Origin of the sequence: Rhizobium sp. UGM030330-04 (genome assembly GCF_003208455.1) — a bacterium.
Classification (GTDB): Bacteria; Pseudomonadota; Alphaproteobacteria; order Rhizobiales; family Rhizobiaceae; genus Agrobacterium; species Agrobacterium rhizogenes_A.
The window spans coordinates 50,103-73,510 of sequence record NZ_QKML01000001.1 but is presented as its reverse complement, the minus strand read 5'-3'; the positions used below and the strand labels follow the sequence as shown (position 1 = coordinate 73,510).

Here is a 23,408-nt window from a genome sequence, read left to right as displayed (position 1 = left end):
GTGCCTGTCACAGGAACCCAGCCGGCGCGGCTTTCGCGTGGCGAGAAGAGTCTTTTCAGCCCAAGGACTTGGGCTGGCTCGATTCCTGTGACAAGCACAGGAGAGAGGGAGAGACGGCAGCTTTGGAAAACCACCCGCTTCCTACCGTCCCATTGCTACGCCTGCATGGCCTCAGTTGGCAAGAACCCGCTGCGACGGAAAGGTGATTTCCACCAGCGTGCCTTCATTCGGCGTCGAGGTGATGGAGAAGTTTGCCCGGTTGGCGTCCACCATCGCCTTGGTCAGCGGCAGGCCAAGGCCGGTGCCGTCGCCGCGCACGCGCTTGCTGGATGAGGCCACCTGCCGGAACGGCTTCATGGCCTGTTCCAGCTCTGTCCGCGTCATGCCGATGCCGGTGTCACGGATGCGCAGCGATACGCTGCCATTCGCTTCATAGGCCGTGGAAACCACGATCTGGCCGCCGGATGGCGTGAAGCGGATGGCGTTGGACAGGATGTTCAGCACGATCTGCTTGATCGAGCGCAGATCGGCGACGATCTGAGGGACCGATTGCGCAAGTGCGGTGCGGATGATGACACGCTGGTTGTTGGCCTGCGGCTGCACCAGCGAGACCGCCTCGGCCACCGTTTCGTTGAGCGGCACGGCGATGAAATCCACATCCATCTGCCCGGCCTCGATCTTGGATATATCGAGCAGATCGTTGACGATATCGAGCACGTGCCGGCCCGAACGGCCGATATCATTGGCATATTCCACATAACGCGGGTGGCCGATCGGCCCGAAACGTTCGGTCGCCATCATGTCGGCAAAGCCGATAATGGCGTTGAGCGGTGTGCGGATTTCATGGCTGACGCGCGCCAGAAAGTCGGTCTTGTGGGCATTGGCGGTTTCCGCCGCGCGCTTGGCGTTGCGCAGTTCCTCTTCCGTGCGCTTCCACTGGGTGATGTCGCGGATGACGGCGCAATAGCCATGCGAGGATTTGAGTCGCCCGATGGTCATGAACAGCGGCAGGAAGCCGCCGGAAGCCTCACGACCGATCACTTCGCGGCCGTCATTCAGCACGCTGGCGACACCGTTATTGGCGAGGCCGGAAAGATAATCCAGCACCGCCCGCTGGCTTTCATGGGCAAAGAGCGTCACGAAGGGCTTGCCGGCAATTTCGCCATTGTCATAGTTGAACAGTGCGCTGGCGGAACGGTTGAGCGAGCGGATTTCACCCTCGTCGCCCAGAAGCACCACACCATCGGTCGCGGTTTCCAGAATGGAATGCAGTTCCTCCACTTCGCCCTGTAACAGGGAGAGGCCGCCTGCCTCGGCATCTGGCATCCCGGCGGCAACGGTGTTTTCGTTGGCGGCCGCAACCGGCGCCTGCTTTTCTTCCAGCGGAACCAGCGACAGCATCAGCGCCTTGGCTTCTTCCCAGCGGATGGACTGCAGCCGCGCCTTGACCGGAATGATGTCGTTTTCGGCACTGACCACCACCATGCCGCCCTCATTGTCGGGCATGTCGTCCAGCTCCTGCCGCTGCAGCAGCGCTTCCAGCCCGCCGACCTCTTCAAGCTCCGCAAGAGAGCTGTAGCCCGTCAGCCGCAGGAAATCCGGATTGGCGTGGATCAGCTTGTCGCCCGCATGGACAAGAAGCGCCACCGGCATCTGGTCCAGCGTTTCCGCGGTCAGCGCATTGGCGGCGCGAAGCGGCGGGCTGGCCATTGCGGCGGCAATATCGGCCGCCGGCTGCCCATCCGTGGCATCGTCCTTCCTGTCTTCGGTCTCGGCCTCATGGGTCGTCGCAGACGGCGCAACCGGCTGCTCGCCGCGAACGTAATCGGCGAAGAGATCGTCTTCACCAGTCGCCTCGGCAGCTTCTTCGATGCCCTGCGGCAGATTCGCGTGCGTTTCCGATGGAATGTCTTCGCCGTTTTCCTGCGTCACCGGCTCGGCTGAAGCGACTTCTTCGTCCGTTTTCCGGTTTTCGTCCACAGCGGCATCCATGGGCGCAAGCGTCCGGCCGATTTCCCGGAAGGCGGCCTGTTCACCCGCAGTCAGACCTTCGCGCGAACGTGAGCGGCGGTCTTCCAGATGAACGACCTTGTCGGAATAGGTCGGTTCAGGCGCCGGTGTGGTTGCCGGGGCGGGTACTTCGAATTCAGGCGGGCTGTAATCATGGTGCTGTTCCGCCGTTGAAATTCCGCCTGTCACCTCGTCGGCCTCCACCGCCGGAGCTTCATCGTCACCGGCAGAATCAACACCATCCGCCGCGTCATCATCCTCATCGATAAAAGCCAGCAATTCGTGGCTTTCTTCCGTGGCGGCCTGTTGCGGTGATGCTGCGGTGGGGGCAACCTCTTCCGTATCCAGGAAGGTCAGCCCGGTCGCGTGCGGATCTTCGGCGGCATCGGCCAGCCGCACGATGCCGAAACCACGGAAACCGTCGAATTCGCGCGAGCGCGTATAGGTTGGCAGCGCGGCAAGATCGATCGGCACCATCAGGGAAGTGCCTTCCACGGGCCAATAGATAGTCTTGCCCGACCATGTGTCGCGACGGCTGAGCAGTTCGCGAATCTTGCCATCCGGATCGAGGTTAAAAAGTGCGGCCACATCGGCAAAGCCCATGCCTTCGACAGCCGCAGCCTTTGCGCCGACGGCCTCCGCGAATTCATGGGAAATCGAGCTGAAGCGCCCCTCCGCATCGATTTTCCAGACGAAACGGGATGCGCGGGCGGCGGGATTGAAGGTGAAGGAGCGGTTCTCTTCCTCAGGTCCCGCCTCTGCGGGCGGGGCGTCTCTGGCCACTGCCTCGGCGTGCACCTCTGCCGTTGCAGCGACGTCCGGCTCTTCCGGGATGCTTTCCGCGCCCGCAACCGGTTCGGCATAGGGTTCAACACCGGTGCTCTCGACGGGAGAAACTTTCGCCTCATCCGCATCGAGTTCAAAGAGGTCGGCAATATCGTCGGTCATTGCCGCATTTGCGGCAACGTCCGCCACGGGGATGTCAAGCGGGGCCTCGGCCTGTTCCTCTTCTGGCGAAGGCGCAATGGCAGCCTCCTCCGGTTCCGTCACCGCCCCGTCTTCGGAATCGGCGGGCAATTCCTGCACGTCTTCCACATCCTCGATGCCGGCAACGGCATCGAGCACGGAAGCGAAGGACGTATCCGCTGCGGGCGAAGGCGTCGTTTCCGCAACTGGCAGAACCGGATCGGCAACGGCGGGAGATTCCTGTTGCCTGTCTTCGGCAAAGCCGTTGACGGGATCGAGCGTGCCGAGTGCGGTCTCGACCACGAACATCAGGTTGAGTTCGGGCGATGTCGTGATCTGGCCGGTGGCTGCCGGCAGATAACCCTTGCCCGTCGGCACGGGGCGCTTGACGAGATGGCCGGATTGGCCGGCGGCCATGCCCACCAGCGTTCTTGCCGTATGCGGGGTAATGCCGAGCGATGCGAATCGCGGCGATGCGGCGATGATCTCGTTGGCGCCGTTCAGAACGGCCATGTGAATGTCAGGGTCGTCAAAACCCTCGATCATGCGCCGGGCGCACTCTGCCGTGTCGGGCGCGGTCTGATCGGTGAGGGCGGAGAAGAGTATTGCGGGTTGGCCCGGTTCCGCCTCGATGATTTCCGCGCGGGCTGTCACGGCAAGGCTGCGGAAACCGGCATTGATGCGAATGGTGAAGGGCAGGCTGTCGCCCGCCTTGGAAAGCCGCGCCGCCGTCGCCGCCAGCTGACGGAAGGTCACATCCTGCCGCCGGGGACCCTGTTCCAGAAAATCATAGACCATCGGCGTGCCAAACAGCGCCGCACCCCGGCCATTGGCCCACAGGGCGCTCTGGAGATCGAGCGAGAACAGAGCCATCGCCTCGCCGCGACCAAAACCTTCACGCACCCGTTCATGCACTGCGATATCGATAAAGGGATACTGGACGGCGGGCATGTCGAAACCTATTCTGGCACTACCGGACCTTGCGGGCTTTACAGCCTCCTCATGAGGCTGAAACGTAAACCCGCCGAGGCACCACGTTAACAGAATTTTAAATAACTTCACAGGGCGACGGGGTCCACCGCCGCCGGAATGAATCGCCAAACAGAGTTAACATGAACAGGCCCGTCGCCACCCTTCCCGGACCGGAGGTGAGACACTCGCCGATGCCGGCCGCTGGTCGCGACGAATGAAAAGAGCTTGCCTTTCGGTGCCTTTTTTCGCAAAATTCACCGAAGCACTTGCAAATGGCGAAAACACCTTTTATGTCACCCCCCGTGACGCCGCTTCGGCGTTTCATGTGCGGTTGTAGCTCAGTTGGTTAGAGCGCAGGTTTGTGGCACCTGAGGTCGGTGGTTCGACCCCACTCAACCGTACCATTCCCTTCTCCCGATAAGTTCAAATGCTACAAGGACTTACCGGGAGAGGGGAGTAACTTCCCCTTCCTGGCCATGGCTCCCGTTTCAGAAATCCCGCGAAAATGATTGCGGTGATCGTGCTGGTCCGTGCCGTTGCGTTGCGCAGCCTGTAGAGCCCCGCCGTTTTTCACGCAGGGAAAAACCATTTGGCTAAAATCTCTTGCGCTGGTATTGTCCACCCAACGAAACCTTATGAAAGCCAGCAGCATAGCGTCTACGCTTGTGCGCGGCGAAATGGACAAGACAGTGATCGACCCCGGAAACGGCCCAAAGCCGTCGGACCAAGGGGCATCGGTGGCGAACAAAGGGAAAGCGAAGCGATCCCGTCGTGGCAAGAAACACAAGCGTGACGGCAATCCCCGTGACGCCGCTGTGCTGTCGCATGATGTTGCCGCGGATGTTCCGGCCGGTTCCTCCTACGTATCGGCTCTAGAGCCGGATGCCGAGCCGCGCAAGAGAAAGCGCCGCAGGCGCTCTCGCGGCAAGGGCGCGGCCTCCCAGCAGGCAGCCCCCGCTGCCAGTGTGCAGGTGCAGGCTTCAACTGAAAACGACGCGACAAATCCATTATCCGTACCGCCCGGCGGCGGCCGAAAGTCACGCAACCGCAAACGCGGCCACCGTGATCCGCGCGGCCGCGATCCGCAGGGCCGCCCGCTGGTTTCCACCCATGCGCCAAGGCATGTCGGCAAGCAGGGCGGGCGCGCCAACGGCACGCACCCGGAATCGCATCGGCCGCAATCGGAGATATCCGCCCGCCACCCCGGCCGCCAGCACGAGCCTGGTCAGGAACCGCCGGCGGACATGTATGCGGCGCTCGATCTCGGCACCAATAATTGCCGCCTCCTGATCGCGCAGCCGACAAGGCCCGGCCAGTTCCGGGTCGTTGACGCCTTTTCGCGGATCGTCAGGCTGGGCGAGGGTCTGGTATCCAGCGGCCGGCTTTCCGATGATGCGATGGACCGTGCCGTTGAAGCACTCAAGGTCTGCTCGGCGAAACTCTCCGGTCGTCCGATAAGACGCATGCGGTTGATCGCCACCGAAGCCTGCCGCGCGGCAACCAATGGCGAGGAGTTTCTGGCACGCGTCACCCGGGAAACGGGCCTGAAGCTTGAAATCATCAGCCGCGAGACGGAAGCCCGTCTTGCGGTGTCTGGCTGCGCCTCTCTTGTCGGGCGCGAAGCGCGCTCCGTCGTGCTGTTCGATATTGGTGGCGGATCGTCGGAAATCGCGGTCATCAAGGTCGGCGAAAACCGCTCCAACCGGCTCGCCAACCACATCACCCACTGGACCTCGCTGCCCGTGGGCGTCGTTACGCTTTCGGAACGTCATGGCGGGCGTGATGTGACGCCGGACGTCTTCGCCGCCATGGTGCGGGAAGTCGAAGGGCTGCTCGATGCCTTCCATTGCCCGCCTCTGGCGCCGCAAGCCCATCACGAGGATTTTCATCTGATCGGAACCTCGGGCACGGTGACGACGCTTGCCGGCGTCCATCTCGATCTTCCGCGCTATGACCGCCGCAAGGTGGACGGCCTCTGGCTGTCCGATGCCGAGGTGACGGCGATGCAGGACAAGCTTCTGGCCTGGGATTTCGCGGGCCGCGCCGCCAATGCCTGCATCGGGCCTGACAGGGCCGATCTGGTTCTGGCCGGCTGCGCCATTCTCGAGGCCATTCGCCGCCGCTGGCCGGCGCGCCGGATGCGCGTGGCGGATCGTGGCCTGCGCGAAGGCCTTTTGACGGATATGATGGCGGATGACGGCGCATGGCGGCGCAACCGGATAAGGCGCATGCAGATGATACGGCAGGACAGGACGGAAGGTTTGACATGAGCAAGGCGCCGACAAGCAACAACCGCACCGGCCGCAAGATCGGCCAGAAGGTCAAGAAGACCAAGCTCAAGGCTTCCTCGCGCCGCTGGCTGGAACGTCATATCAATGACCCCTATGTGCAGCGCGCCAAGCTTGAAGGTTATCGCGCCCGCGCCGCCTTCAAGCTCCTGGAAATCAACGACAAGCACCAGATTCTGAAGGGCGCGCGCCGCATCATCGACCTTGGCGCCGCCCCCGGCAGCTGGTCGCAGATCGCGGCCAAGGTGACGGACTCGACCGAAGACGATATCCGCGTCGCGGCCATCGATTTCCTCGAAATCGACCCCATTCCCGGTGTGAAGATCCTGCAGCTCGACTTCCTCGATCCGAGCGCGCCGGAAAAGCTGATGGAAGCCGTCGGCGGCACGCCCGATCTGGTACTGTCGGACATGGCCGCACCGACCACCGGGCACCAGAAGACCGACCATATCCGCACCATGCATCTGTGCGAAGTCGCGGCCGATTTCGCCGTTCAGGTGCTGGCGGAAGGCGGCCATTTCCTTGCCAAGACCTTCCAGGGCGGCACGGAAAAGCAGCTGCTCGACATGCTGAAGAAGAACTTCAAGCAGGTCCTGCACATCAAGCCGGCCTCGTCACGTTCGGAATCGGTGGAAATGTTCCTGCTTGCCAAGCACTTCAAGGGCCGCAAGGGCGAGCCGCACGTCGATGCGGCAGCCGAAGAGGCTTCCGAAGACTGATCACTCCGCCGGTTGCGAGACCTTACCGCGGTGGCCGGAGACGGCCGCCCCGGCATTGCTGTCCATGCGGATGATCGGCACGATGGCGAACAGCGAGACGAGCGCCACGATGGTGAAGGCGATGTGGAAATCGGCGAGCTGCAGATGCGTGCCGGACATCATGCTGCTGACTTCCAGAATGGAAGCGGCGAAAGCCACGCCCAGCGCCAGGCTGATCTGCTGCAGCACCGACGCCATCGAGGTCGCCTGGCTGGCCTGGCTGTCCTCGATATCGGAATAGCTGAGCGCGTTCGATCCGGTGAAGAAGAAGGACCGGGCAAATCCCGCCGTGACCAGGAAGATCATGATCAGCGGATAGGGCGTTTCCGGCGTGAAGAAGCTGTTGGCGAGCGTCGTGCAGGCGCCGACGATGCCGGCTCCGATCAGCGTCGAGCGGAACCCCGTTGCCGCAAACACCCGCTTGGCCATGAACTTGGTGGTGATCGCCCCGATCGCCCCGGCAAAGGTGATCATGCCCGACTGGAACGGATTGAGCCCGAAGCCGATCTGCAGCATCAGCGGCATGAGGAAGGGAATGGCGCCCGTGGAAATGCGGAAAACGGTGCCGCCGACGGACGCCGCCCGGAAGGTCGCGTTCTGGAAAATGCGGAAATCCAGAATGGGGGCGGGGTGGCGCGCGGCGTGGCGCAGATAAAGAAAACCGCAGATAAAACCGATGATGGTGGAGGCGATGCCGATGGCCGGCGGCAGGGCGGGCAGGCTGACGACGGAGAGACCGAACACCACGCCGGAGGCGGCGATGCCCGACAGCACGAAACCCCTGCCGTCCATGGGCGGTGGGTTGGTGGTTTCGATTTCCGGCAGGAAGATCGTCGAGAGCCAGATGCCGATGACACCGATGGGCACATTGATCAGGAAGATCCAGTGCCATGAAAAATAGGTGGTGATGAAGCCACCGATGGGCGGGCCGGTCAGCGGCCCGACGAGCCCCGGTATCGTCAGCAGCGCCATGGCGGAGACGAGTTCGCTGCGCTTGGTCGTGCGCAGCAAAACGAGGCGGCCGACGGGTGTCATCATCGCCCCGCCCATGCCCTGCAGGAAACGCGAGAGCACGAATTCGAACACCGAGGAGGACACCGCGCAGCAGATAGACCCCACCACGAAGACACCGATGGCGAAACGGAAGATTTTCTTCGCGCCGTATTTGTCGGCCATCCAGCCGCTGATGGGAATGAAGATCGCCAGCGCCACCATATAGGCGGTCAGCGCGAGCTTCAGGGTAATCGGGCCGACATTGAGGTCGGCGGCAATTGCCGGCAGCGAGGTGGCGATGACGGTGGAGTCCATCTGCTCCATGAAGAGAGCGACTGCCAGGATGAGGGGAATGATGCGGTTCATGGGCTGCCTGCGGCTTTCCGCTGCGACAAGGATATCGCCGTTCCTCCTACGCCTGATAAGCCCGCTTGCCAACACGTTAATTATCAATTTCTCAAGTTGCGATCAAACCTGCGTGAGGCCGGTTTTCTTGAAACTTTCTCGCTCTATTGTCCGTTGGGCAAAGTTCAGTTGGTGATAACGGCCAGTTGGCGATATCGGAGACAAGATGATGACCCAATCCTTGAGCATGAGCAGACGCGGCCTCATCGGTGTAGCGGGCGCAAGCGTTCTCGGCGCACCGCTGTTGATGGCGCGCACGGCAACGGCCCAGACGAACCAGCCGCAAACCTCCATGGAGATCAAACACGCCATGCCGCCGGAAACCAGCCGTTTCAAGCTCGGTAATTTCGAGGTGCTCGTCGTGAAGGACGGCGCACGCGCGGCTCCGAACCCCGGCGAGACCTTCGGCACCGACCAGACGGCGGAGACGGTCGGCAAATTGCTGGAAGACAATTTTCTGCCGAAGGAGCAATTCGTCAATTCCTTCTCGCCGGTTCTCATCAATACCGGCAGCGATCTCGTGCTGTTCGACACCGGTTTCGGCGAGGCCGGGCGTGGTGCCGGCAATGGCCGGCTGATCGAAGGCATGGCGGCGGCCGGTTATACGCCGGAAGATGTGACCGTGGTGGTGCTGACCCACATGCACGGCGACCATATTGGTGGCCTGATGGAAAAGGGCGCTCCGGCCTTTTCGAAGGCGCGCTACGTGTTCGGCCAGGCGGAATATGATTTCTGGACGGATGAGAAGCGCGTCGGCACGCCTGCCGAAGGCGGTCACAAGGGCGTTCTCACGAACGTCAAGCCGCTGGCGGAAAAGGCGACCTTCATTGACGACGGCGCCAGTGTCGTATCCGGGATTACCAGCGTGGCGGCCTTTGGCCATTCGCCGGGTCACATGATCTTCCGTGTCGAATCGGAAGGCAAACAACTCATCCTGACGGCGGATACGGCCAACCATTTCGTCCTTTCCCTGCAGAAGCCGGACTGGGAGGTGAAGTTCGACATGGACAAGGCGGCGGCCGCCGCGACCCGCAAGAAGGTCTATGACATGATCGCCACGGACCGGCTGCCCTTCCTCGGCTATCACATGCCTTTCCCGTCTGTTGGTTACGCGGAAAAGCTGGATACGGGCTATCGTTTCGTGCCGAAATCTTACCAGTTCGACATCTGATGCGTGTCGCGCGAAAGTGTTAAGCGGTTTTGCGACAACGACATGCATGAAAACAAGCAGTTAGGGCACATCGTGTGGAGCAGGGATCCACACGATGCGCCCTAGCGCCTGCTGCAACGCAGCAACAGAGAAAGCCCGGAAGCCGATTCCGGGTTTTTTCTATTCCCTTCCTGTCATGAACGTGTTACCAGCCCTCGCCAACTTCCAAGCAATCCTTGCAGGGCGCCGGGGTGAACTTTTCGTTCCGGAACGGCCACGCATTTTCAGTATGAAGGAATTTGGCCATGGCACGCATCATTCAAACACCCACTGGTTTGGACGCTCTCACATTTGACGATGTGTTGCTGCAACCCGGACATTCCGAAGTCATGCCGGGGCAGACGAATATCTCGACCCGCATTGCCCGCGATATCGATCTCAACCTGCCGATCCTGTCTTCCGCCATGGACACGGTCACCGAAGGCCGTCTCGCCATCGCCATGGCCCAGGCCGGCGGCATCGGCGTCATCCATCGCAACCTGACCCCCATCGAGCAGGCCGAAGAAGTCCGGCAGGTGAAGAAGTTCGAAAGCGGCATGGTCGTCAACCCGGTCACCATCGGCCCCGATGCGACGCTTGCCGAAGCGCAGGCCTTGATGAAGGCGCATGGCATTTCCGGCATTCCGGTCGTGGAAAACGGCGGTTCCGGCGGCCACAAGAACGGCCGTCTCGTCGGCATTCTGACCAACCGCGACGTGCGTTTTGCCTCCGATCCGCAGCAAAAAATCTATGAACTGATGACCCGTGAAAATCTGGTCACGGTCAAGGAAAGCAGCGTCGATCAGCAGGAAGCCCGCCACCTGCTGCACAAGCATCGCATTGAAAAGCTGCTGGTGGTGGATGCCAAGGGCAATTGCGTCGGCCTCATCACCGTCAAGGATATCGAGAAGTCGCAGCTGAACCCCAACGCCACCAAGGATGCGCAGGGCCGCCTTCGCGCCGCCGCCGCCATTAGCGTCGGTGCTGACGCCATCGAGCGCGCCGAGCGCCTCATCGATGCCGGCGTCGACCTTCTGGTCGTCGATACCGCGCACGGCCATTCGCAGCGCGTGCTGGATGCCGTCTCGCAGGTCAAGAAGATGTCGAACTCGGTTCGCATCATCGCGGGCAATGTTGCCACCGCCGATGGCACCAAGGCGCTGATCGATGCCGGTGCTGACGCCGTCAAGGTCGGTATCGGCCCCGGCTCCATCTGCACGACGCGTATCGTCGCCGGTGTCGGCGTGCCGCAGCTGGCGGCTGTCATGGCTTCGGTGGAAGCGGCCAATGCCGCCGATATTCCCGTCATCGCCGATGGCGGCATCAAGTTCTCGGGCGATCTGGCCAAGGCGATCGCCGCCGGTGCTTCCGCCGTCATGATCGGCTCGCTGCTCGCCGGCACGGATGAAAGCCCGGGCGAAGTGTTCCTCTATCAGGGTCGCTCCTTCAAGGCCTATCGCGGCATGGGCTCCGTTGGCGCCATGGCCCGCGGTTCGGCTGACCGTTATTTCCAGGCGGAAGTGCGCGACACGCTGAAGCTGGTGCCTGAGGGTATCGAAGGCCAGGTTCCCTACAAGGGTCCGGTTTCCGGTGTCCTGCACCAGCTGGCCGGTGGCCTGAAGGCCGCCATGGGTTATGTCGGCGGCAGCAACATCAAGGAATTCCAGGAGCGCGCCACTTTCGTGCGCATTTCCAGCGCCGGCCTGCGTGAAAGCCACGCCCATGACGTGACGATCACCCGTGAAAGCCCGAACTATCCCGGCGCGGTTTGATCTTTCGAACCGAATCCGTAAAAAGATAGACTGAGTATTTGGCGCTCCCCGATTCCAGCCGGATCGGGGAGCGTTTTCACGATTGGGGGAGATAGCATGTCACCAACGACCGCAATGTTCTGGCCGATGATCGCCCATGTCTTTCTCGTTTTCTGGCTCTATGGCCTGCTGATTGTTCGGCGCAACAAATACACCTTCAAGGATCGCGAATCGGCGATCAAGCTGCGCGACCGGGGTGAGGAGGCGCGCGAGAGCTATCTGGTGAACCGCAACATCGCCAACCAGTTCGAATTGCCTGTCCTGTTCCACATCGCCTGCCTGCTGCTTTACATCACCGATGCGGACAACATCGTCACCATCGTGCTGGCCTGGCTGTTCGTGCTCTCGCGCTACGCCCATTCCTATGTCCATGTCACCAGCAACCGCCTGCGCCAGCGCGGGGCATTGTTCGGCATCGGCTTTGCGCTTGTGGTCTGCCTGTGGGTCTGGCTCGCCATCTGGTTGGCACTGGAATAAACAGCACTGTCCGGTTGCCTCATAAGTGAGACAATCGTCGCCTTCAAAATAATCCGACTTGCGATGGGTCAATTCCATGACGCCCCATCCCCGTTAATCTCTGCCCGCCGTCGAGGATTTCAGGCGAGCAGAGATTGAGGAGTATGTCATGGCAAAAACAATGAAGGCAGCCGTCGTCCGCGCGTTTGGGAAACCGCTGACCATCGAGGAAGTGGCGATACCGGATCCCGGCCCGGGTGAAATTCTCATCAACTACAAGGCGACGGGCGTTTGCCACACCGACCTGCACGCCGCAACGGGCGATTGGCCGGTCAAGCCCAACCCGCCCTTCATTCCCGGCCATGAAGGTGCCGGTTATGTCGCGAAAATCGGCGCTGGCGTCACCGGCATCAAGGAAGGCGACCGCGCCGGCACGCCCTGGCTCTACACCGCCTGCGGCTGCTGCATCCCCTGCCGCACCGGCTGGGAAACCCTTTGCCCGAGCCAGAAGAACTCAGGTTATTCCGTCAATGGCAGCTTTGCCGAATATGGCCTTGCCGATCCGAAATTCGTCGGCCGCCTGCCGGATAATCTCGACTTCGGCCCGGCCGCACCGGTGCTTTGCGCCGGCGTCACCGTCTATAAGGGTCTGAAGGAAACCGAAGTCAGGCCCGGTGAGTGGGTGGTCATTTCAGGCATTGGCGGCCTTGGTCACATGGCCGTGCAATATGCCAAGGCCATGGGCATGCATGTCGTTGCCGCCGATATTTTCGATGACAAGCTGGCGCTTGCGAAAAAACTCGGAGCCGATGTCACCGTCAATGGTCGCGCGCCTGACGCGGTGGAGCAGGTGCAAAAGGCAACCGGCGGCGTCCATGGCGCGCTGGTGACGGCGGTGTCGCCCAAGGCCATGGAGCAGGCTTATGGCTTCCTGCGCTCCAAGGGCACCATGGCGCTTGTCGGCCTGCCGCCCGGCTTCATCTCCATTCCGGTGTTCGACACGGTGCTGAAGCGCATCACGGTGCGTGGCTCCATCGTCGGCACACGCCAGGATCTGGAGGAGGCGCTGACCTTCGCCGGTGAAGGCAAGGTGGCCGCCCATTTCTCCTGGGATAAGCTGGAAAATATCAACGATATCTTCCATCGCATGGAAGAGGGCAAGATCGACGGCCGTATCGTCGTGGATCTCGCCGCCTGAGGCAAATGACAGGGCCTGCGGCGCTCACGCAAAAGTGTGGCGCCGCCGCCGCCCGCTGCGTTCCCCGCAGGGCGATCTGCGTTATCCTGCCCATCGCATCCGCGTTCAAGGAGGACAGGCGATGGACAAGCCGAAGATTACGCAGGCCATGATCGACGCTTACGATGAATACACCCATCTCAGCCTCGACCGCCGCAAATTCATGGAAAAGCTCACCGTGCTCGCCGGCTCAGGCGCTGCCGCGGCGGCCATAGCACCGCTCCTTTCCGCCAATAGCGCCCACGCCGCCATCGTCGCGCCTGACGATGCTGGCATCGTCGCGGAAGACGTGACCTATCCCGCCCCCGGTGGCGAAATGAAGGGTTATCTCGTCACACCGAAATCGGTATCGGGGTCGATCGGCTCCGTCATCGTCATTCACGAGAACCGGGGTCTGAACGACCATATCCGCGATGTGGCAAGGCGCGTGGCGCTTGCCGGTTTCCGGGCGCTGGCCGTCGATTTCCTCTCGCCGCAGGGCGGCACGCCCTCGGATGAGGATAAGGCGCGAGAGATGTTCAGCGGTCTCGACATGGATGCAACCGTCGCCAATGCTGAAGCGGGCCGCGTCTGGCTTGCGGCAAGGCAGGGGGCCAACGGCAAGGTCGGTGCGGTCGGCTTCTGCTGGGGTGGCGGGCTGGTCAACCGTTTCGCCACCAAGTCGGCTGGCCTCAATGCCGGCGTCGCCTATTACGGCCAGCAGGCCCCGGCAGCCGACGTGCCAGCCATCAAGGCGCCCTTGCTTTTGCAATATGCCGGTCTCGATGAACGTATCAATGCCGGCATCGATGCCTATAAGAAAGCGCTGGAGGAAAACGGCAAGACCTTCGAGATTTTCGTTTATGACGGCGTCAACCACGCCTTCAACAATGATACGTCCTCGGCGCGATATGATAAGGCGGCGGCTGACCTCGCCTGGGGGCGGACGGTGGAATTTTTCAAGAAATATCTGGCGTGATGCGGTTTTTGGCGGCACCGGTGGTGAAGGCGCAGGATGTTGGCCATTGTCGAGGGCGCGTGGGGCTTACCCCCCTCTACCCTGCCGGGCATCTCCCCCTCAAGGGGGGAGATTGATACGCGGATAGGTTTCGCCCATCTCATAGTCTGAGAATGAAGTTGAGGTAGTGCGTCGTGCCGATCTCCCCCCTTGAGGGGGAGATGCCCGGCAGGGCAGAGGGGGTAAGCTCCACGCATCTCCCGTCCGCTGACCTAAACCCCACCACCCCCACGCTTCAAATGCTCATCCAGCCTCGGCATGATTTCCACGAAATTGCAGGGCAGGTGACGATAATCGAGCTGGGCCTTGAGAATGCCGTCCCAGGCATCCTTGCACGCACCCGGCGAGCCGGGCAGCACGAAGATGAAGGTGGCGTTCGCGACGCCGCCGGTCGCGCGTGACTGGATGGTCGCGGTGCCGATCTTGTCATAGGAAATGCGATGAAAAAGCGCTGAAAACCCGTCCATGCGCTTTTCGAACAGCGGCTCCAGCGCCTCAGGCGTCACGTCGCGACCGGTAAAGCCGGTGCCGCCGGTGGTGATCACCACATCCACGCCGGGGGCAAGTGTCCAGTCGCGCACGGTATTGAAGATGGCTTGCCTGTCATCCGGCACAATGGCGCGGGCGGAAAGGCGATGTCCCGCTTCTTCGAGCCGGGCGACGAGCGTATCGCCGGATTTGTCGTTTTCCAGCGTGCGGCTGTCGGACACGGTCAAAACCGCAATACCAAGGGGAATGAAGGGTCTTTCGCCTGCCATGGCCTAATCCTCAAATGGTCCGCGTCGCCTGAAAATACCAGTCGGGACGTTTTTTCCGAAGCGATGTTTCCGCGTCCTGAGCTGCGTCGAAGGAATGAAAAACCCCGAAACACGTCGCGCCCGAACCGGACATGCGCACAAGCGCGGCAACCTCCTGCGAAAGCAATTCGATGACCTCCCCGATCTCCGGCAGCAGGGCCTGCGCCGCTGGTTGCAGATCGTTGCGGCTTTGCGCCAGAAAATCCATCCAGCCAATTGTCGCATGTGCCGGCAGGCGGGGATTGGTCTTGCTTTGCAGGCGCCGGAATATATCCGGCGTCGAGACGGCTTTCAGCGGATTGGCAAGGACCAGAAACAGGCAGGGCAGATCGGTAACCGGTTCGATCTCTTCGCCGATACCGCGCGCGATGAGGGGGCGGCTTGCAAGGCACATCGGCACATCCGCACCGAGCGTGAGCGCAATGGCGGCGAGTTTTTCCGGTTCTACCGTGACATGCCAGTGCCGCAGGAGCGCCCGCAGCGCCGCGGCGGCATCCGCCGAACCGCCGCCTATGCCGGAGGCGACCGGCAGGTTCTTTTCGAGATGAATGGCGACAGGGCGACCCGAGCGACCCGTGGCCGCAAGCGCATCGCGCAGCCTGTCCCGGGCGCGGGTGACGAGATTGTCACCGCCATCACCGGCGCGCAGAAGATCGCCGAAAGGACCGGAGATGGAGAAGGTGTCGGCATCGGCATCGCGAATGCGAATGCTGTCGCCGGCCTCGGTGAATGTCACCAGCGTTTCGAGCAGATGGTAGCCATCCGCCCGCTGGCCGGTCACATGCAGAGCCAGATTGATCTTGGCCGGGGCCGCCTCGATGGTCTCGGTTGCCCCAGTCTTCTCATCTACCCGCATGTGGCGTCAGGATTTCTTGTCCGGGGCAGGAGCGGGCGGTGCCGGGGGAGCCGGCGGTTGCGGCGCGGCGTCCTTCTTTGCGGTGTTCTCGGCATCCTTTTCGAGCGGCGGCAGGCCGTTGGCGATCTTTTCCTTCACCTTGGCCTTGTCCACGTCGTCGCTGTCGCCGATCAGGGCGCGGTTCCACTGATAGACGGCCTCGATCTTGCGGCCCACGCGCCAATAGGCGTCGCCCAGATGGTCGTTGATCGTCGGATCGCCGGCCTTCAGCTCGATTGCCCGTTCCAGTTCCGTCACGGCCTCATCGAAGGCGCCGAGGCGATAATGCGCCCAGCCAAGCGAATCGACGATGTAACCGTCATTCGGGCGAAGCTCGACGGCGCGGCTGATCATCTCCATGCCTTCATCGAGATTGATGCCCTTGTCCACCCAGGAATAACCGAGATAGTTCAGCACCTGCGGCTGTTCCGGGTTCAATTCCAGCGCCCGCTTGAAATTCGGTTCCGCCTTGTCCCATTCCTTCAGGCGCTCATAGGCGATACCGCGCTGGAAGAACACCGACCAGTCGGATTTCTGCGGCACGGCGCCGATCACCTCGGTGGCCTTGTCGTAATTTTCGGCCATGGCGCGATAGTCCTTGGCGTCCGAAAGCACGCTGCCATAGGCGAGATAAGACCTGATATCCTTCGGATCGGATTCGAGTAGGGATTTCAGATGCGTGCGCGCCTCATCCACCTTGCCGGTCTGGGCAAGCGTCAGCCCGAGCTGCAGCTCGGAGATGCGATACATCGGCGAGTCCTTCGGCACTTCGCGATAGAAGGCGATGGCGCGGTCGGGCTGTTTCAGCGCCTCGGCAAGCCCGCCCAGAAGAATGAGCGTATCCGGGCTCTTCGGATCGAGTGCGCGCGATGTCTGCAGGTAAAGGGTGACGATCTCCTCGGCGCCTTCGCGGTTCAGCGCACCCGCGATGGAGAACATCACGGAAGCGGCGCCCTCGACGGCATTGGTGATCTGCTGCTGCGGTTTCTCACCCTTCTCGATGGATTCGCGAAGTGCTTTCAGGGGGGCGTAATTCGGCGCGAAAGTATCGCCGACCGCAATCGCGTCCAGCGCCTTCTGCCGGTTGCCGGCGGAAGCTTCGAGCCGGGCAAGCGCCATCACCGCACGCATGTAGGTATCGGAGGCGGTGGCCCCGCCTTCGCGGTCCGTCACGGCCTCGTTGAGGCTCTTGCGGGCGGCGTCGGTATTGCCGCTGACGAGGGCGATTGCGGCGGCATTGTATTTCTGGAAGATCGAAATCCAGCCCGGACCCTTCATGTTATTGACGAGCGCCAGCGCTTCCTTCGGCTTGCCGGAGCCGGCGCGCGCCCAGGCGGTCAAAAGCGTGTTGACCATGCGGTCGAGATCGTTCGGGCCGGTATATTTCAGGATTTTTTCGGCCTTGGCGAATTCCTTGTCCTTGATGGCGTCGAGGCCGCGCACGATGGTCGTCACCCGTTCGACGGAGGTATCGTCCTTCATGGAATCGGCGATCTTGGCGCCGGCCTCGAAATTGCCGCTCAGAAGTTCGGCGATCATCAGCCGCTGGCGGATTTCCGAATTGGCCGGATCGAATTCCAGCGCCTTCTTGTAGAGCGAAATCGCAGTCGGATAGTCCTGATCGACATCGGCATTGCGCCCGGCAAGGAAAGCGCCGGAGAAGGTGTTCACCTTGGCGGGATCGAACGTAACGGCTTTCTCTTCCGTTTTCGCCTTTGTCTCCGCAAAGCCGGGGCTTGCACCCGCGCCAATCGTGAGAGCGGCGACGAGAGCCGCGCTGCAAAGAAGACGGAGTGCTGGTTTACGCCGCATGAGGGAACCTTTGCCTTTGTGCATATGCACGGAAAAATCAGTTTCCATTGTTTGGTCACGATAGAATGGCTTTTTTGAAGCAACCCCGCAAGAAATTATGGCCCTGGCCACAATCCCGCCCTGCGGGGACTCCCACCCGAAATGCCGGGCGGATGATGGTGTCATCCGCCGTTCGCACCAGCCTCCGGCGTCAGTTGAGACGCTCGATGCAGAAGTCGATCACTTCCAGAAGCGCATTTTTCCACGGGCTCTGCGGCAGGGGTGCAAGAGCGTCGCGGGCGATGGTGCCGTAGTGCGTTGCACGGCTGATCGTGTCGCCGAGACCATTGTATTTGGTGATCAGCCCGAGTGCCTTTTCGAGGTTCTCGTCGCTGCTTTCGCCCTTTTCGATGGCGTTGCGCCAGAAGGCGCGCTCGTCCTGCGTGCCTCGACGATAGGAAAGGATAACCGGCAGCGTGATCTTGCCTTCGCGGAAGTCGTCGCCGGTATTCTTGCCGAGATCGGCCGATTTGCCGCCATAGTCCAGCACGTCATCGACCAGCTGGAAGGCGAGGCCGAGATTCATGCCGTAGGACTTCAGCGCGCTGCGGCTTGCCTTGTCCGTCTTGGCGACGATGGGGCCGACTTCCGCTGCCGCGGCGAACAGGGCAGCCGTCTTGGCGCGAATCACCTGGAGATAGTCGTCCTCGGTGGTTTCCATGTTCTTGGCGACGGAAAGCTGCAGCACCTCGCCCTCGGCGATGACCGAAGCGGCCGTGGACAGCACATCGAGGGCGTCGAGCGAGCCGACATCCACCATCATGCGGAAGGCCTGGCCGAGCAGGAAGTCGCCGACGAGAACGCTTGCCTGGTTGCCCCAGATGGTGCGCGCGGTGGATTTGCCGCGGCGCAGATCGCTTTCGTCCACCACATCGTCATGCAAAAGCGTCGCCGTGTGCATGAATTCCACGCTGGTGGCGAGCTTGATGTGATGATCGCCCTGGTAACCGAACATGGAGGCCGAAGCCAGCGTCAGCATCGGCCGCAGGCGTTTGCCGCCGGACGAGATCAGATGGTTGGCCACCTCGGGTATCATCTGGACATCGGAGCCCGCCTTGGAAAGGATAAGCTGGTTCACCCGTTCCATGTCGGGGCGGGTCAGGTCGACAAGCGGCTTGACGGATGCGAGTTTGTTTTTGCTTTCTTCAAGCGGTATGACGACGCCCAAGGGACAGGACTCCTGTTCGAATTTGAATTCGACAATAAAAACTGGCGCCTTGCGCGGCAAGGGGCGAATTGCCGCTAGCCATTCAAAAAGATGGGAATTTAGGGCTTATCCATGCGTGAACTGATCCGTACCAACGATGCCGTGCTGCTCTCCTTCGCTGAAAGCCTGATGAAGGACGCCGGCATCCACTGCCTCATCGCCGATCAGGCCATGAGCATTCTGGAGGGTTCGCTCGGTCTTTTGCCCCGTCGCTTTCTGGTCGAGGAAGATCGCGCCGATCAGGCACGCCGCATCCTGATGGATGCGGGGCTGGGTGACGAACTGCGCAATGAAGAGGCTTGAGCGGCGGTGAGCGGCACTGTTTCCGAAACGATGGATGCCTTTCACCGCGGCCGGTTTCACATCCTCCAGCCGAAGGGCAGGGGCCACCGGGCCGGCATGGACGCCATGCTCCTGGCCTCGCTGGTGGCGGATGATCGCGCCTGCCGGATCGCCGATCTCGGCGCGGGCGCTGGCGCCGCCGGCATGGCGGTCGCGGCGCGGCTCGAAAAGGCGGAAGTGACGCTCTATGAACGCTCGCCGGAAATGGCGGATTTTGCCCGGCGCAGCCTGTTATTGCCGGAAAATGCCGCCTTCTCCGCTCGTGTGAGCGTGTGCGAGGCCGACGTGACCCTGCGCGCGAAAGCACGGGTCGAAGCGGGTCTGCCGGACGAGCATTTCCACCACGTCATCATGAACCCGCCCTATAATGACGCGGGCGATCGCCGCACGCCGGATGCCCTGAAGGCCGAGGCCCACGCCATGACGGAAGGCCTGTTCGATGAGTGGATCAGGACCGCAGGCGCGATCATGGTGCCGGGCGGGCAGCTTTCGCTTATTGCGCGGCCGCAATCGGTGGCGGACATTATTGCCGCCTGCGGCAGCCGTTTCGGCGGCATGGAGATCACCCTCATCCATCCGCGTCCGGGGGAGGACGCGGTGCGTATGCTGGTCACCGCCATCAAGGGCTCGCGCGCGAGACTGTCTTTCCGCGCGCCGCTTGTCATGCACGAGACCGGCAGCCACGCCTTCACGACCTTCGTGGATGACCTGAACAATGGCCGCGCCGCCTATTCGCGTAATGTAAGGGCAATCCGGCCCGCGCCATAAATATCGCCGTTCCGCCGGCTGCGCCATTGCGTTTTCCGGGGCGATACATACATCCGTGACGATGAGGCAAATGCTGCGAGGATTGAGTAGTGGGTTTTCTGAAGTATCTGGTGCCGAAACGTTTTCGCAAAAAGGAACTGGTCATTCCGGTCGTGCGTATGCATGGCGCGATCATGGCCGGTGGCAGCCAGTTTCGCCCCGCGCTCAATCTCGCCTCCTATGCGCCGCTCATTGAAAAGGCCTTCGCCATCAAGGATGCGCCGGCCGTCGCCATTCTGCTCAACTCGCCCGGCGGTTCGCCGGTGCAGGCGCGCATGATCTACAATCGTATCCGCCAGCTCGCCGAGGAAAAGGAAAAGAAGGTCCTGATCTTCGTGGAAGATGTGGCCGCTTCCGGCGGTTACATGATCGCGCTTGCCGGTGACGAGATCATTGCCGATCCAACCTCCATCGTCGGTTCGATCGGCGTCGTTTCCGGCGGCTTCGGTTTTCCCGAAATGCTGCGGAAGATCGGCGTGGAGCGCCGCGTCTATACGGCCGGCGAAAACAAGGTCATCCTCGATCCCTTCCAGCCGGAAAAGGAAGGCGATATCGACTACCTGAAGTCGCTTCAGGTCGAAATTCACAATGTTTTCATCGATATGGTCAAGATGCGTCGCGGCTCGAAGCTGAAGGAGGATGAGGCGATCTTCTCCGGCCTGTTCTGGACCGGCATGCGCGGCCTCGATCTCGGCCTGATCGACGGGCTGGGTGACATGCGGGAGGTCCTGCGTCGCCGTTACGGCGAAAAGGTCAAGCTCCAGCTTATCAGCGGCGGGCGCACCCTGTTCGGCAAGAAGGTGCCGGGCGTGAATGCGGCTTTGGGCCTCGATGCCGAAAGGCTTGCAGCCGGAGCCGTCTCGGGTCTTGCGGAAGTCGCTGAAGAAAAGGCATTGTGGTCGCGTTTCGGTCTATGATGTCGCGGGAATAGGGCCTTATGGCGCAGCTTATTACAATTCTTCTTCTGGTGGTGGGATCCATCATCCTTTACCGCCGTTTTGTCCGCGATGCGGAAAAGCTTTCGGCGAAATCGAAACGGCGTGAAAAGGAACGCGAAACCGGTGCCATCGGTACCCTGATCAAGGATCCCGAAACCGGCGAATACCGCGTCAAGCGCGAGGACGAGACGTGATCGCGTGCGAATAACGGCATGTTTTATCCGCTCCGTGCTGGAAGCCTGAAGTTAACCCAAAAACCAGCTTGTTGGGAAAGGCCCCAGTTTCCGCGAGTATTTTCGCGGGATCTGTGCAAATAGTAACCCGCGATATTTGAGGTTGATCTGCAGCGCTTCGGCCAGAACCGGCTGAAGCCTCGCACGCGGTGGCTGGACGGGGTATTTTTTGCAGAAGGTTCATTCCATTCAGTTTTTGCGGGCGATCGCCGCGCTGGCCGTGATGTTTTTTCACATTGCCGGGGCGCCATTTACGATCGGCGCAGCCGGGGTGGACGTGTTTTTCGTCATCTCGGGATTTGTCATGGGGCTGGTCGCCGACAAGTCGCCGCCCGGCAAATTCCTGCGTCATCGTCTCTTCCGTATCGTGCCGCTCTACTGGGCCGTCACATTCGTGATGTGCCTTGGGGCATTGGCAGGGGTGTTTTCCACCTTCACCTTCACCATGGAACATCTCTGGAAGTCATTGCTCTTCGTTCCTTACGCCAACGCTTCGGGCCAGGTCACACCGCTGGTGCTGGTGGGCTGGACGCTGAATATGGAGATATTCTTTTATCTCGTGTTCGCTCTGGGTCTTGCACTGCGCGCGCCGATCGCCGTAACCGTCGCCATCCTGTCGGCAATGGTGGTCGCAGGGCAGCTGGCGGACTGGCAATCGCCGTTCATGCAGATCTGGGCCTCGCCCCTGCTGCTGGAGTTCCTCGCCGGGCTTGTCCTGTCTCGGATTGCCTTCGCGGGCATGCGCGGCGGCATCGCCGCCCTGGCCCTGTCCTTTGTCGGCTTTGCTTTCGCGGCGGGTATTGGTGAGCAGTTTGGTCTTCTGCGCATAGTGAGCTGGGGCTTGCCTGCCTTCCTGCTCGTCGCGGGTTGTGTCTGGATCGAAAGGGCCGGCGGCTGGCCTCAATCCCTGCTGAAGCCTTTCGAAATTGTCGGCGATGCCTCCTATGCGCTTTATCTCCTGCACGGACTGGTTATTTCGATCGTCCTGAAGGTCATGGCGCCGGGTTTTGCGGCAAGCATCGTGATCGTTATTGTCGCGCTGGCTGTGTCGATCGCGGCACATGTCCTGTTTGAAAAGCCCGTCATCAGGCTTTTCAGGAAGTTCGCGGATCGCGGTATCTCCGGTTCACGTGCCGAGGCCGCAGGCTGATCGCCTGCCGTTGCGGATCGACGCTTCGCATAAAACCTTGACCCTCAGGCCCTGCCGTGGCACGTGTCCGCATCCGAAGTAAGTCAATGCTTACTTATCCTCCTAACGCCGCGATGACTGCAATGACCGATGTTCCCGACCATATGAACCCGAAGCGTTCCTTTCAGGCGCTGATCCTGACGCTGCACAATTACTGGGCCGACAAGGGCTGCGCGGTGCTGCAACCCTATGATATGGAAGTGGGCGCAGGCACGTTTCATCCGGCGACGACGCTGCGTGCGCTCGGCCCGAAGCCGTGGAAGGCCGCCTACGTGCAGCCCTCGCGCCGCCCGTCCGACGGCCGTTACGGTGAAAACCCCAACCGCCTGCAGCACTATTACCAGTATCAGGTCATCCTGAAGCCCAACCCTTCCAACCTGCAGGAACTCTATCTCGGTTCGCTGAAGGCGATCGGTCTCGATCCGCTGCTGCACGATGTGCGCTTCGTCGAGGACGACTGGGAAAGCCCGACGCTCGGCGCCTGGGGTCTTGGCTGGGAATGCTGGTGCGACGGCATGGAAGTCTCGCAGTTCACCTATTTCCAGCAGGTCTGCGGCATCGAGTGCTCACCGGTCGCGGGCGAACTGACCTATGGTCTGGAGCGTCTGGCCATGTATGTTCAGGGCGTCGACAATGTCTACGACCTGAACTTCAACGGCCGCGAGGGCGAAGAGAAGATTTCCTATGGCGACGTCTTCCTGCAGGCCGAGCAGGAATATTCCCGGCACAACTTCGAATTTGCCGACACGGCCATGCTGCATCGCCATTTCATCGACGCCGAAAAGGAGTGCCAGGCGCTTCTCGCTGCCGGTGCGCCCGGTGATAACGATAATCAGCGCCTGCACAAATGCGTGTTCCCGGCCTATGACCAGTGCATCAAGGCCAGCCATGTCTTCAATCTTCTGGATGCGCGCGGCGTCATTTCGGTCACGGAACGCCAGAGCTATATCCTGCGCGTGCGCACGCTGGCGAAAGCCTGCGGCGAAGCCTTCCTGCTGACGGATGCCGGCGGGGTGAACTGGAACAGGGCCGCCTGACGATCTATCTAAGGCGGGCAACAGTCTAAC

19 protein-coding genes and 1 tRNA gene are annotated in these 23,408 nt (G+C 61.4%); 14 read left to right on the top strand and 6 right to left on the bottom strand.

Going from position 1 to position 23,408, the window contains the following annotated elements:
- Nucleotides 1-171: 171 nt before the first annotated feature.
- The gene (locus N434_RS00340) at nt 172-3,927 is read right to left on the bottom strand and encodes an ATP-binding protein (RefSeq protein ID WP_110755449.1); all 3,756 of its coding nucleotides are present in this window, start codon (nt 3,925-3,927) and stop codon (nt 172-174) included.
- Nucleotides 3,928-4,275: 348 nt separating this feature from the next.
- Here N434_RS00340 and N434_RS00335 point away from each other — a divergent pair.
- From N434_RS00335 to N434_RS00325, 3 genes are all read left to right on the top strand, one after another.
- Nucleotides 4,276-4,352, top strand: a tRNA-His gene (locus N434_RS00335).
- A gap of 231 nt (nt 4,353-4,583) precedes the next feature.
- Nucleotides 4,584-6,218: a Ppx/GppA phosphatase family protein gene (locus tag N434_RS00330; protein WP_181423834.1), complete on the top strand. Its 1,635-nt coding sequence runs from the start codon at nt 4,584-4,586 to the stop codon at nt 6,216-6,218.
- The gene (locus N434_RS00325) at nt 6,215-6,955 is read left to right on the top strand and encodes an RlmE family RNA methyltransferase (protein WP_110755445.1); all 741 of its coding nucleotides are present in this window, start codon (nt 6,215-6,217) and stop codon (nt 6,953-6,955) included. Before N434_RS00330 ends, N434_RS00325 begins: the two co-directional genes overlap by 4 nt.
- Here N434_RS00325 and N434_RS00320 read toward each other — a convergent pair whose 3' ends face one another.
- Nucleotides 6,956-8,353, bottom strand: a complete 1,398-nt coding sequence (locus tag N434_RS00320; RefSeq protein WP_110755443.1) for an MDR family MFS transporter — start codon at nt 8,351-8,353, stop codon at nt 6,956-6,958.
- Nucleotides 8,354-8,561: 208 nt separating this feature from the next.
- Between N434_RS00320 and N434_RS00315 the strand changes: the two genes are divergently transcribed.
- The 5 genes from N434_RS00315 (at nt 8,562) to N434_RS00290 (ending at nt 14,043) form a co-directional block, all read left to right on the top strand.
- The gene (locus N434_RS00315) at nt 8,562-9,563 is read left to right on the top strand and encodes an MBL fold metallo-hydrolase (protein ID WP_181423833.1); all 1,002 of its coding nucleotides are present in this window, start codon (nt 8,562-8,564) and stop codon (nt 9,561-9,563) included.
- Nucleotides 9,564-9,847: 284 nt separating this feature from the next.
- The gene (guaB, locus tag N434_RS00305; RefSeq protein ID WP_065114921.1) at nt 9,848-11,353 is read left to right on the top strand and encodes an IMP dehydrogenase; all 1,506 of its coding nucleotides are present in this window, start codon (nt 9,848-9,850) and stop codon (nt 11,351-11,353) included.
- Nucleotides 11,354-11,467: 114 nt separating this feature from the next.
- A complete protein-coding gene (locus tag N434_RS00300) occupies nt 11,468-11,869 on the top strand; it encodes an MAPEG family protein (protein ID WP_161991642.1) in 402 nt (133 codons plus the stop codon).
- A gap of 148 nt (nt 11,870-12,017) precedes the next feature.
- The gene (adhP, locus tag N434_RS00295; RefSeq protein ID WP_110755438.1) at nt 12,018-13,046 is read left to right on the top strand and encodes an alcohol dehydrogenase AdhP; all 1,029 of its coding nucleotides are present in this window, start codon (nt 12,018-12,020) and stop codon (nt 13,044-13,046) included.
- A gap of 121 nt (nt 13,047-13,167) precedes the next feature.
- On the top strand, nt 13,168-14,043 hold the full coding sequence (locus tag N434_RS00290; RefSeq protein ID WP_110755911.1) for a dienelactone hydrolase family protein: 876 nt from the start codon (nt 13,168-13,170) through the stop codon (nt 14,041-14,043).
- 251 nt (nt 14,044-14,294) lie between these two features.
- On the opposite strand, the gene moaB is transcribed toward N434_RS00290, so the two are convergent.
- The 4 genes from moaB to N434_RS00270 all read right to left on the bottom strand — a co-directional run bounded on the left by moaB (nt 14,295) and on the right by N434_RS00270 (nt 18,793).
- Entirely contained in the window at nt 14,295-14,840 is a 546-nt protein-coding gene (gene moaB, locus N434_RS00285; protein ID WP_065114925.1) for a molybdenum cofactor biosynthesis protein B, read from the bottom strand.
- 10 nt (nt 14,841-14,850) lie between these two features.
- Nucleotides 14,851-15,735 carry a 4-(cytidine 5'-diphospho)-2-C-methyl-D-erythritol kinase gene (locus N434_RS00280; RefSeq protein ID WP_110755436.1) on the bottom strand — a complete coding sequence of 295 codons (885 nt, stop codon included), beginning with the start codon at nt 15,733-15,735 and terminating at the stop codon, nt 14,851-14,853.
- 6 nt (nt 15,736-15,741) lie between these two features.
- Nucleotides 15,742-17,634 carry a tetratricopeptide repeat protein gene (locus N434_RS00275; protein ID WP_065114927.1) on the bottom strand — a complete coding sequence of 631 codons (1,893 nt, stop codon included), beginning with the start codon at nt 17,632-17,634 and terminating at the stop codon, nt 15,742-15,744.
- A 142-nt stretch (nt 17,635-17,776) separates the two neighbouring features.
- Nucleotides 17,777-18,793 (bottom strand): polyprenyl synthetase family protein, encoded by a 1,017-nt coding sequence (locus tag N434_RS00270; protein WP_065116132.1) that lies wholly within the window; start codon nt 18,791-18,793, stop codon nt 17,777-17,779.
- Nucleotides 18,794-18,904: 111 nt separating this feature from the next.
- Between N434_RS00270 and N434_RS00265 the strand changes: the two genes are divergently transcribed.
- The 6 genes from N434_RS00265 (at nt 18,905) to N434_RS00240 (ending at nt 23,378) form a co-directional block, all read left to right on the top strand.
- Complete coding sequence (locus tag N434_RS00265; RefSeq protein ID WP_065114928.1) at nt 18,905-19,135, top strand: putative signal transducing protein; 231 nt, start codon at nt 18,905-18,907, stop codon at nt 19,133-19,135.
- Between the two features lie 6 nt (nt 19,136-19,141).
- Nucleotides 19,142-19,942: a tRNA1(Val) (adenine(37)-N6)-methyltransferase gene (locus N434_RS00260; protein WP_110755434.1), complete on the top strand. Its 801-nt coding sequence runs from the start codon at nt 19,142-19,144 to the stop codon at nt 19,940-19,942.
- A gap of 89 nt (nt 19,943-20,031) precedes the next feature.
- Nucleotides 20,032-20,898: a S49 family peptidase gene (locus N434_RS00255; RefSeq protein WP_161991597.1), complete on the top strand. Its 867-nt coding sequence runs from the start codon at nt 20,032-20,034 to the stop codon at nt 20,896-20,898.
- Nucleotides 20,899-20,918: 20 nt separating this feature from the next.
- Nucleotides 20,919-21,113, top strand: coding sequence for an NfeD family protein (locus tag N434_RS00250; RefSeq protein ID WP_065114931.1), 195 nt, complete (start codon nt 20,919-20,921; stop codon nt 21,111-21,113).
- A gap of 208 nt (nt 21,114-21,321) precedes the next feature.
- Nucleotides 21,322-22,302, top strand: a complete 981-nt coding sequence (locus tag N434_RS00245; protein WP_110755432.1) for an acyltransferase family protein — start codon at nt 21,322-21,324, stop codon at nt 22,300-22,302.
- A gap of 113 nt (nt 22,303-22,415) precedes the next feature.
- Nucleotides 22,416-23,378, top strand: coding sequence for a glycine--tRNA ligase subunit alpha (locus N434_RS00240; protein ID WP_059760683.1), 963 nt, complete (start codon nt 22,416-22,418; stop codon nt 23,376-23,378).
- Nucleotides 23,379-23,408: the final 30 nt, after the last annotated feature.

Coding starts and splice junctions, on each gene's coding strand:
- N434_RS00340 (WP_110755449.1), bottom strand. CDS start 3,927: ATGCCCGCCGTCCAGTATCCCTTTATCGATATCGCAGTGCATGAACGG.
- N434_RS00330 (WP_181423834.1), top strand. CDS start 4,584: ATGAAAGCCAGCAGCATAGCGTCTACGCTTGTGCGCGGCGAAATGGAC.
- N434_RS00325 (WP_110755445.1), top strand. CDS start 6,215: ATGAGCAAGGCGCCGACAAGCAACAACCGCACCGGCCGCAAGATCGGC.
- N434_RS00320 (WP_110755443.1), bottom strand. CDS start 8,353: ATGAACCGCATCATTCCCCTCATCCTGGCAGTCGCTCTCTTCATGGAG.
- N434_RS00315 (WP_181423833.1), top strand. CDS start 8,562: ATGACCCAATCCTTGAGCATGAGCAGACGCGGCCTCATCGGTGTAGCG.
- guaB (WP_065114921.1), top strand. CDS start 9,848: ATGGCACGCATCATTCAAACACCCACTGGTTTGGACGCTCTCACATTT.
- N434_RS00300 (WP_161991642.1), top strand. CDS start 11,468: ATGTTCTGGCCGATGATCGCCCATGTCTTTCTCGTTTTCTGGCTCTAT.
- adhP (WP_110755438.1), top strand. CDS start 12,018: ATGGCAAAAACAATGAAGGCAGCCGTCGTCCGCGCGTTTGGGAAACCG.
- N434_RS00290 (WP_110755911.1), top strand. CDS start 13,168: ATGGACAAGCCGAAGATTACGCAGGCCATGATCGACGCTTACGATGAA.
- moaB (WP_065114925.1), bottom strand. CDS start 14,840: ATGGCAGGCGAAAGACCCTTCATTCCCCTTGGTATTGCGGTTTTGACC.
- N434_RS00280 (WP_110755436.1), bottom strand. CDS start 15,735: ATGCGGGTAGATGAGAAGACTGGGGCAACCGAGACCATCGAGGCGGCC.
- N434_RS00275 (WP_065114927.1), bottom strand. CDS start 17,634: ATGGAAACTGATTTTTCCGTGCATATGCACAAAGGCAAAGGTTCCCTC.
- N434_RS00265 (WP_065114928.1), top strand. CDS start 18,905: ATGCGTGAACTGATCCGTACCAACGATGCCGTGCTGCTCTCCTTCGCT.
- N434_RS00250 (WP_065114931.1), top strand. CDS start 20,919: ATGGCGCAGCTTATTACAATTCTTCTTCTGGTGGTGGGATCCATCATC.
- N434_RS00240 (WP_059760683.1), top strand. CDS start 22,416: ATGACTGCAATGACCGATGTTCCCGACCATATGAACCCGAAGCGTTCC.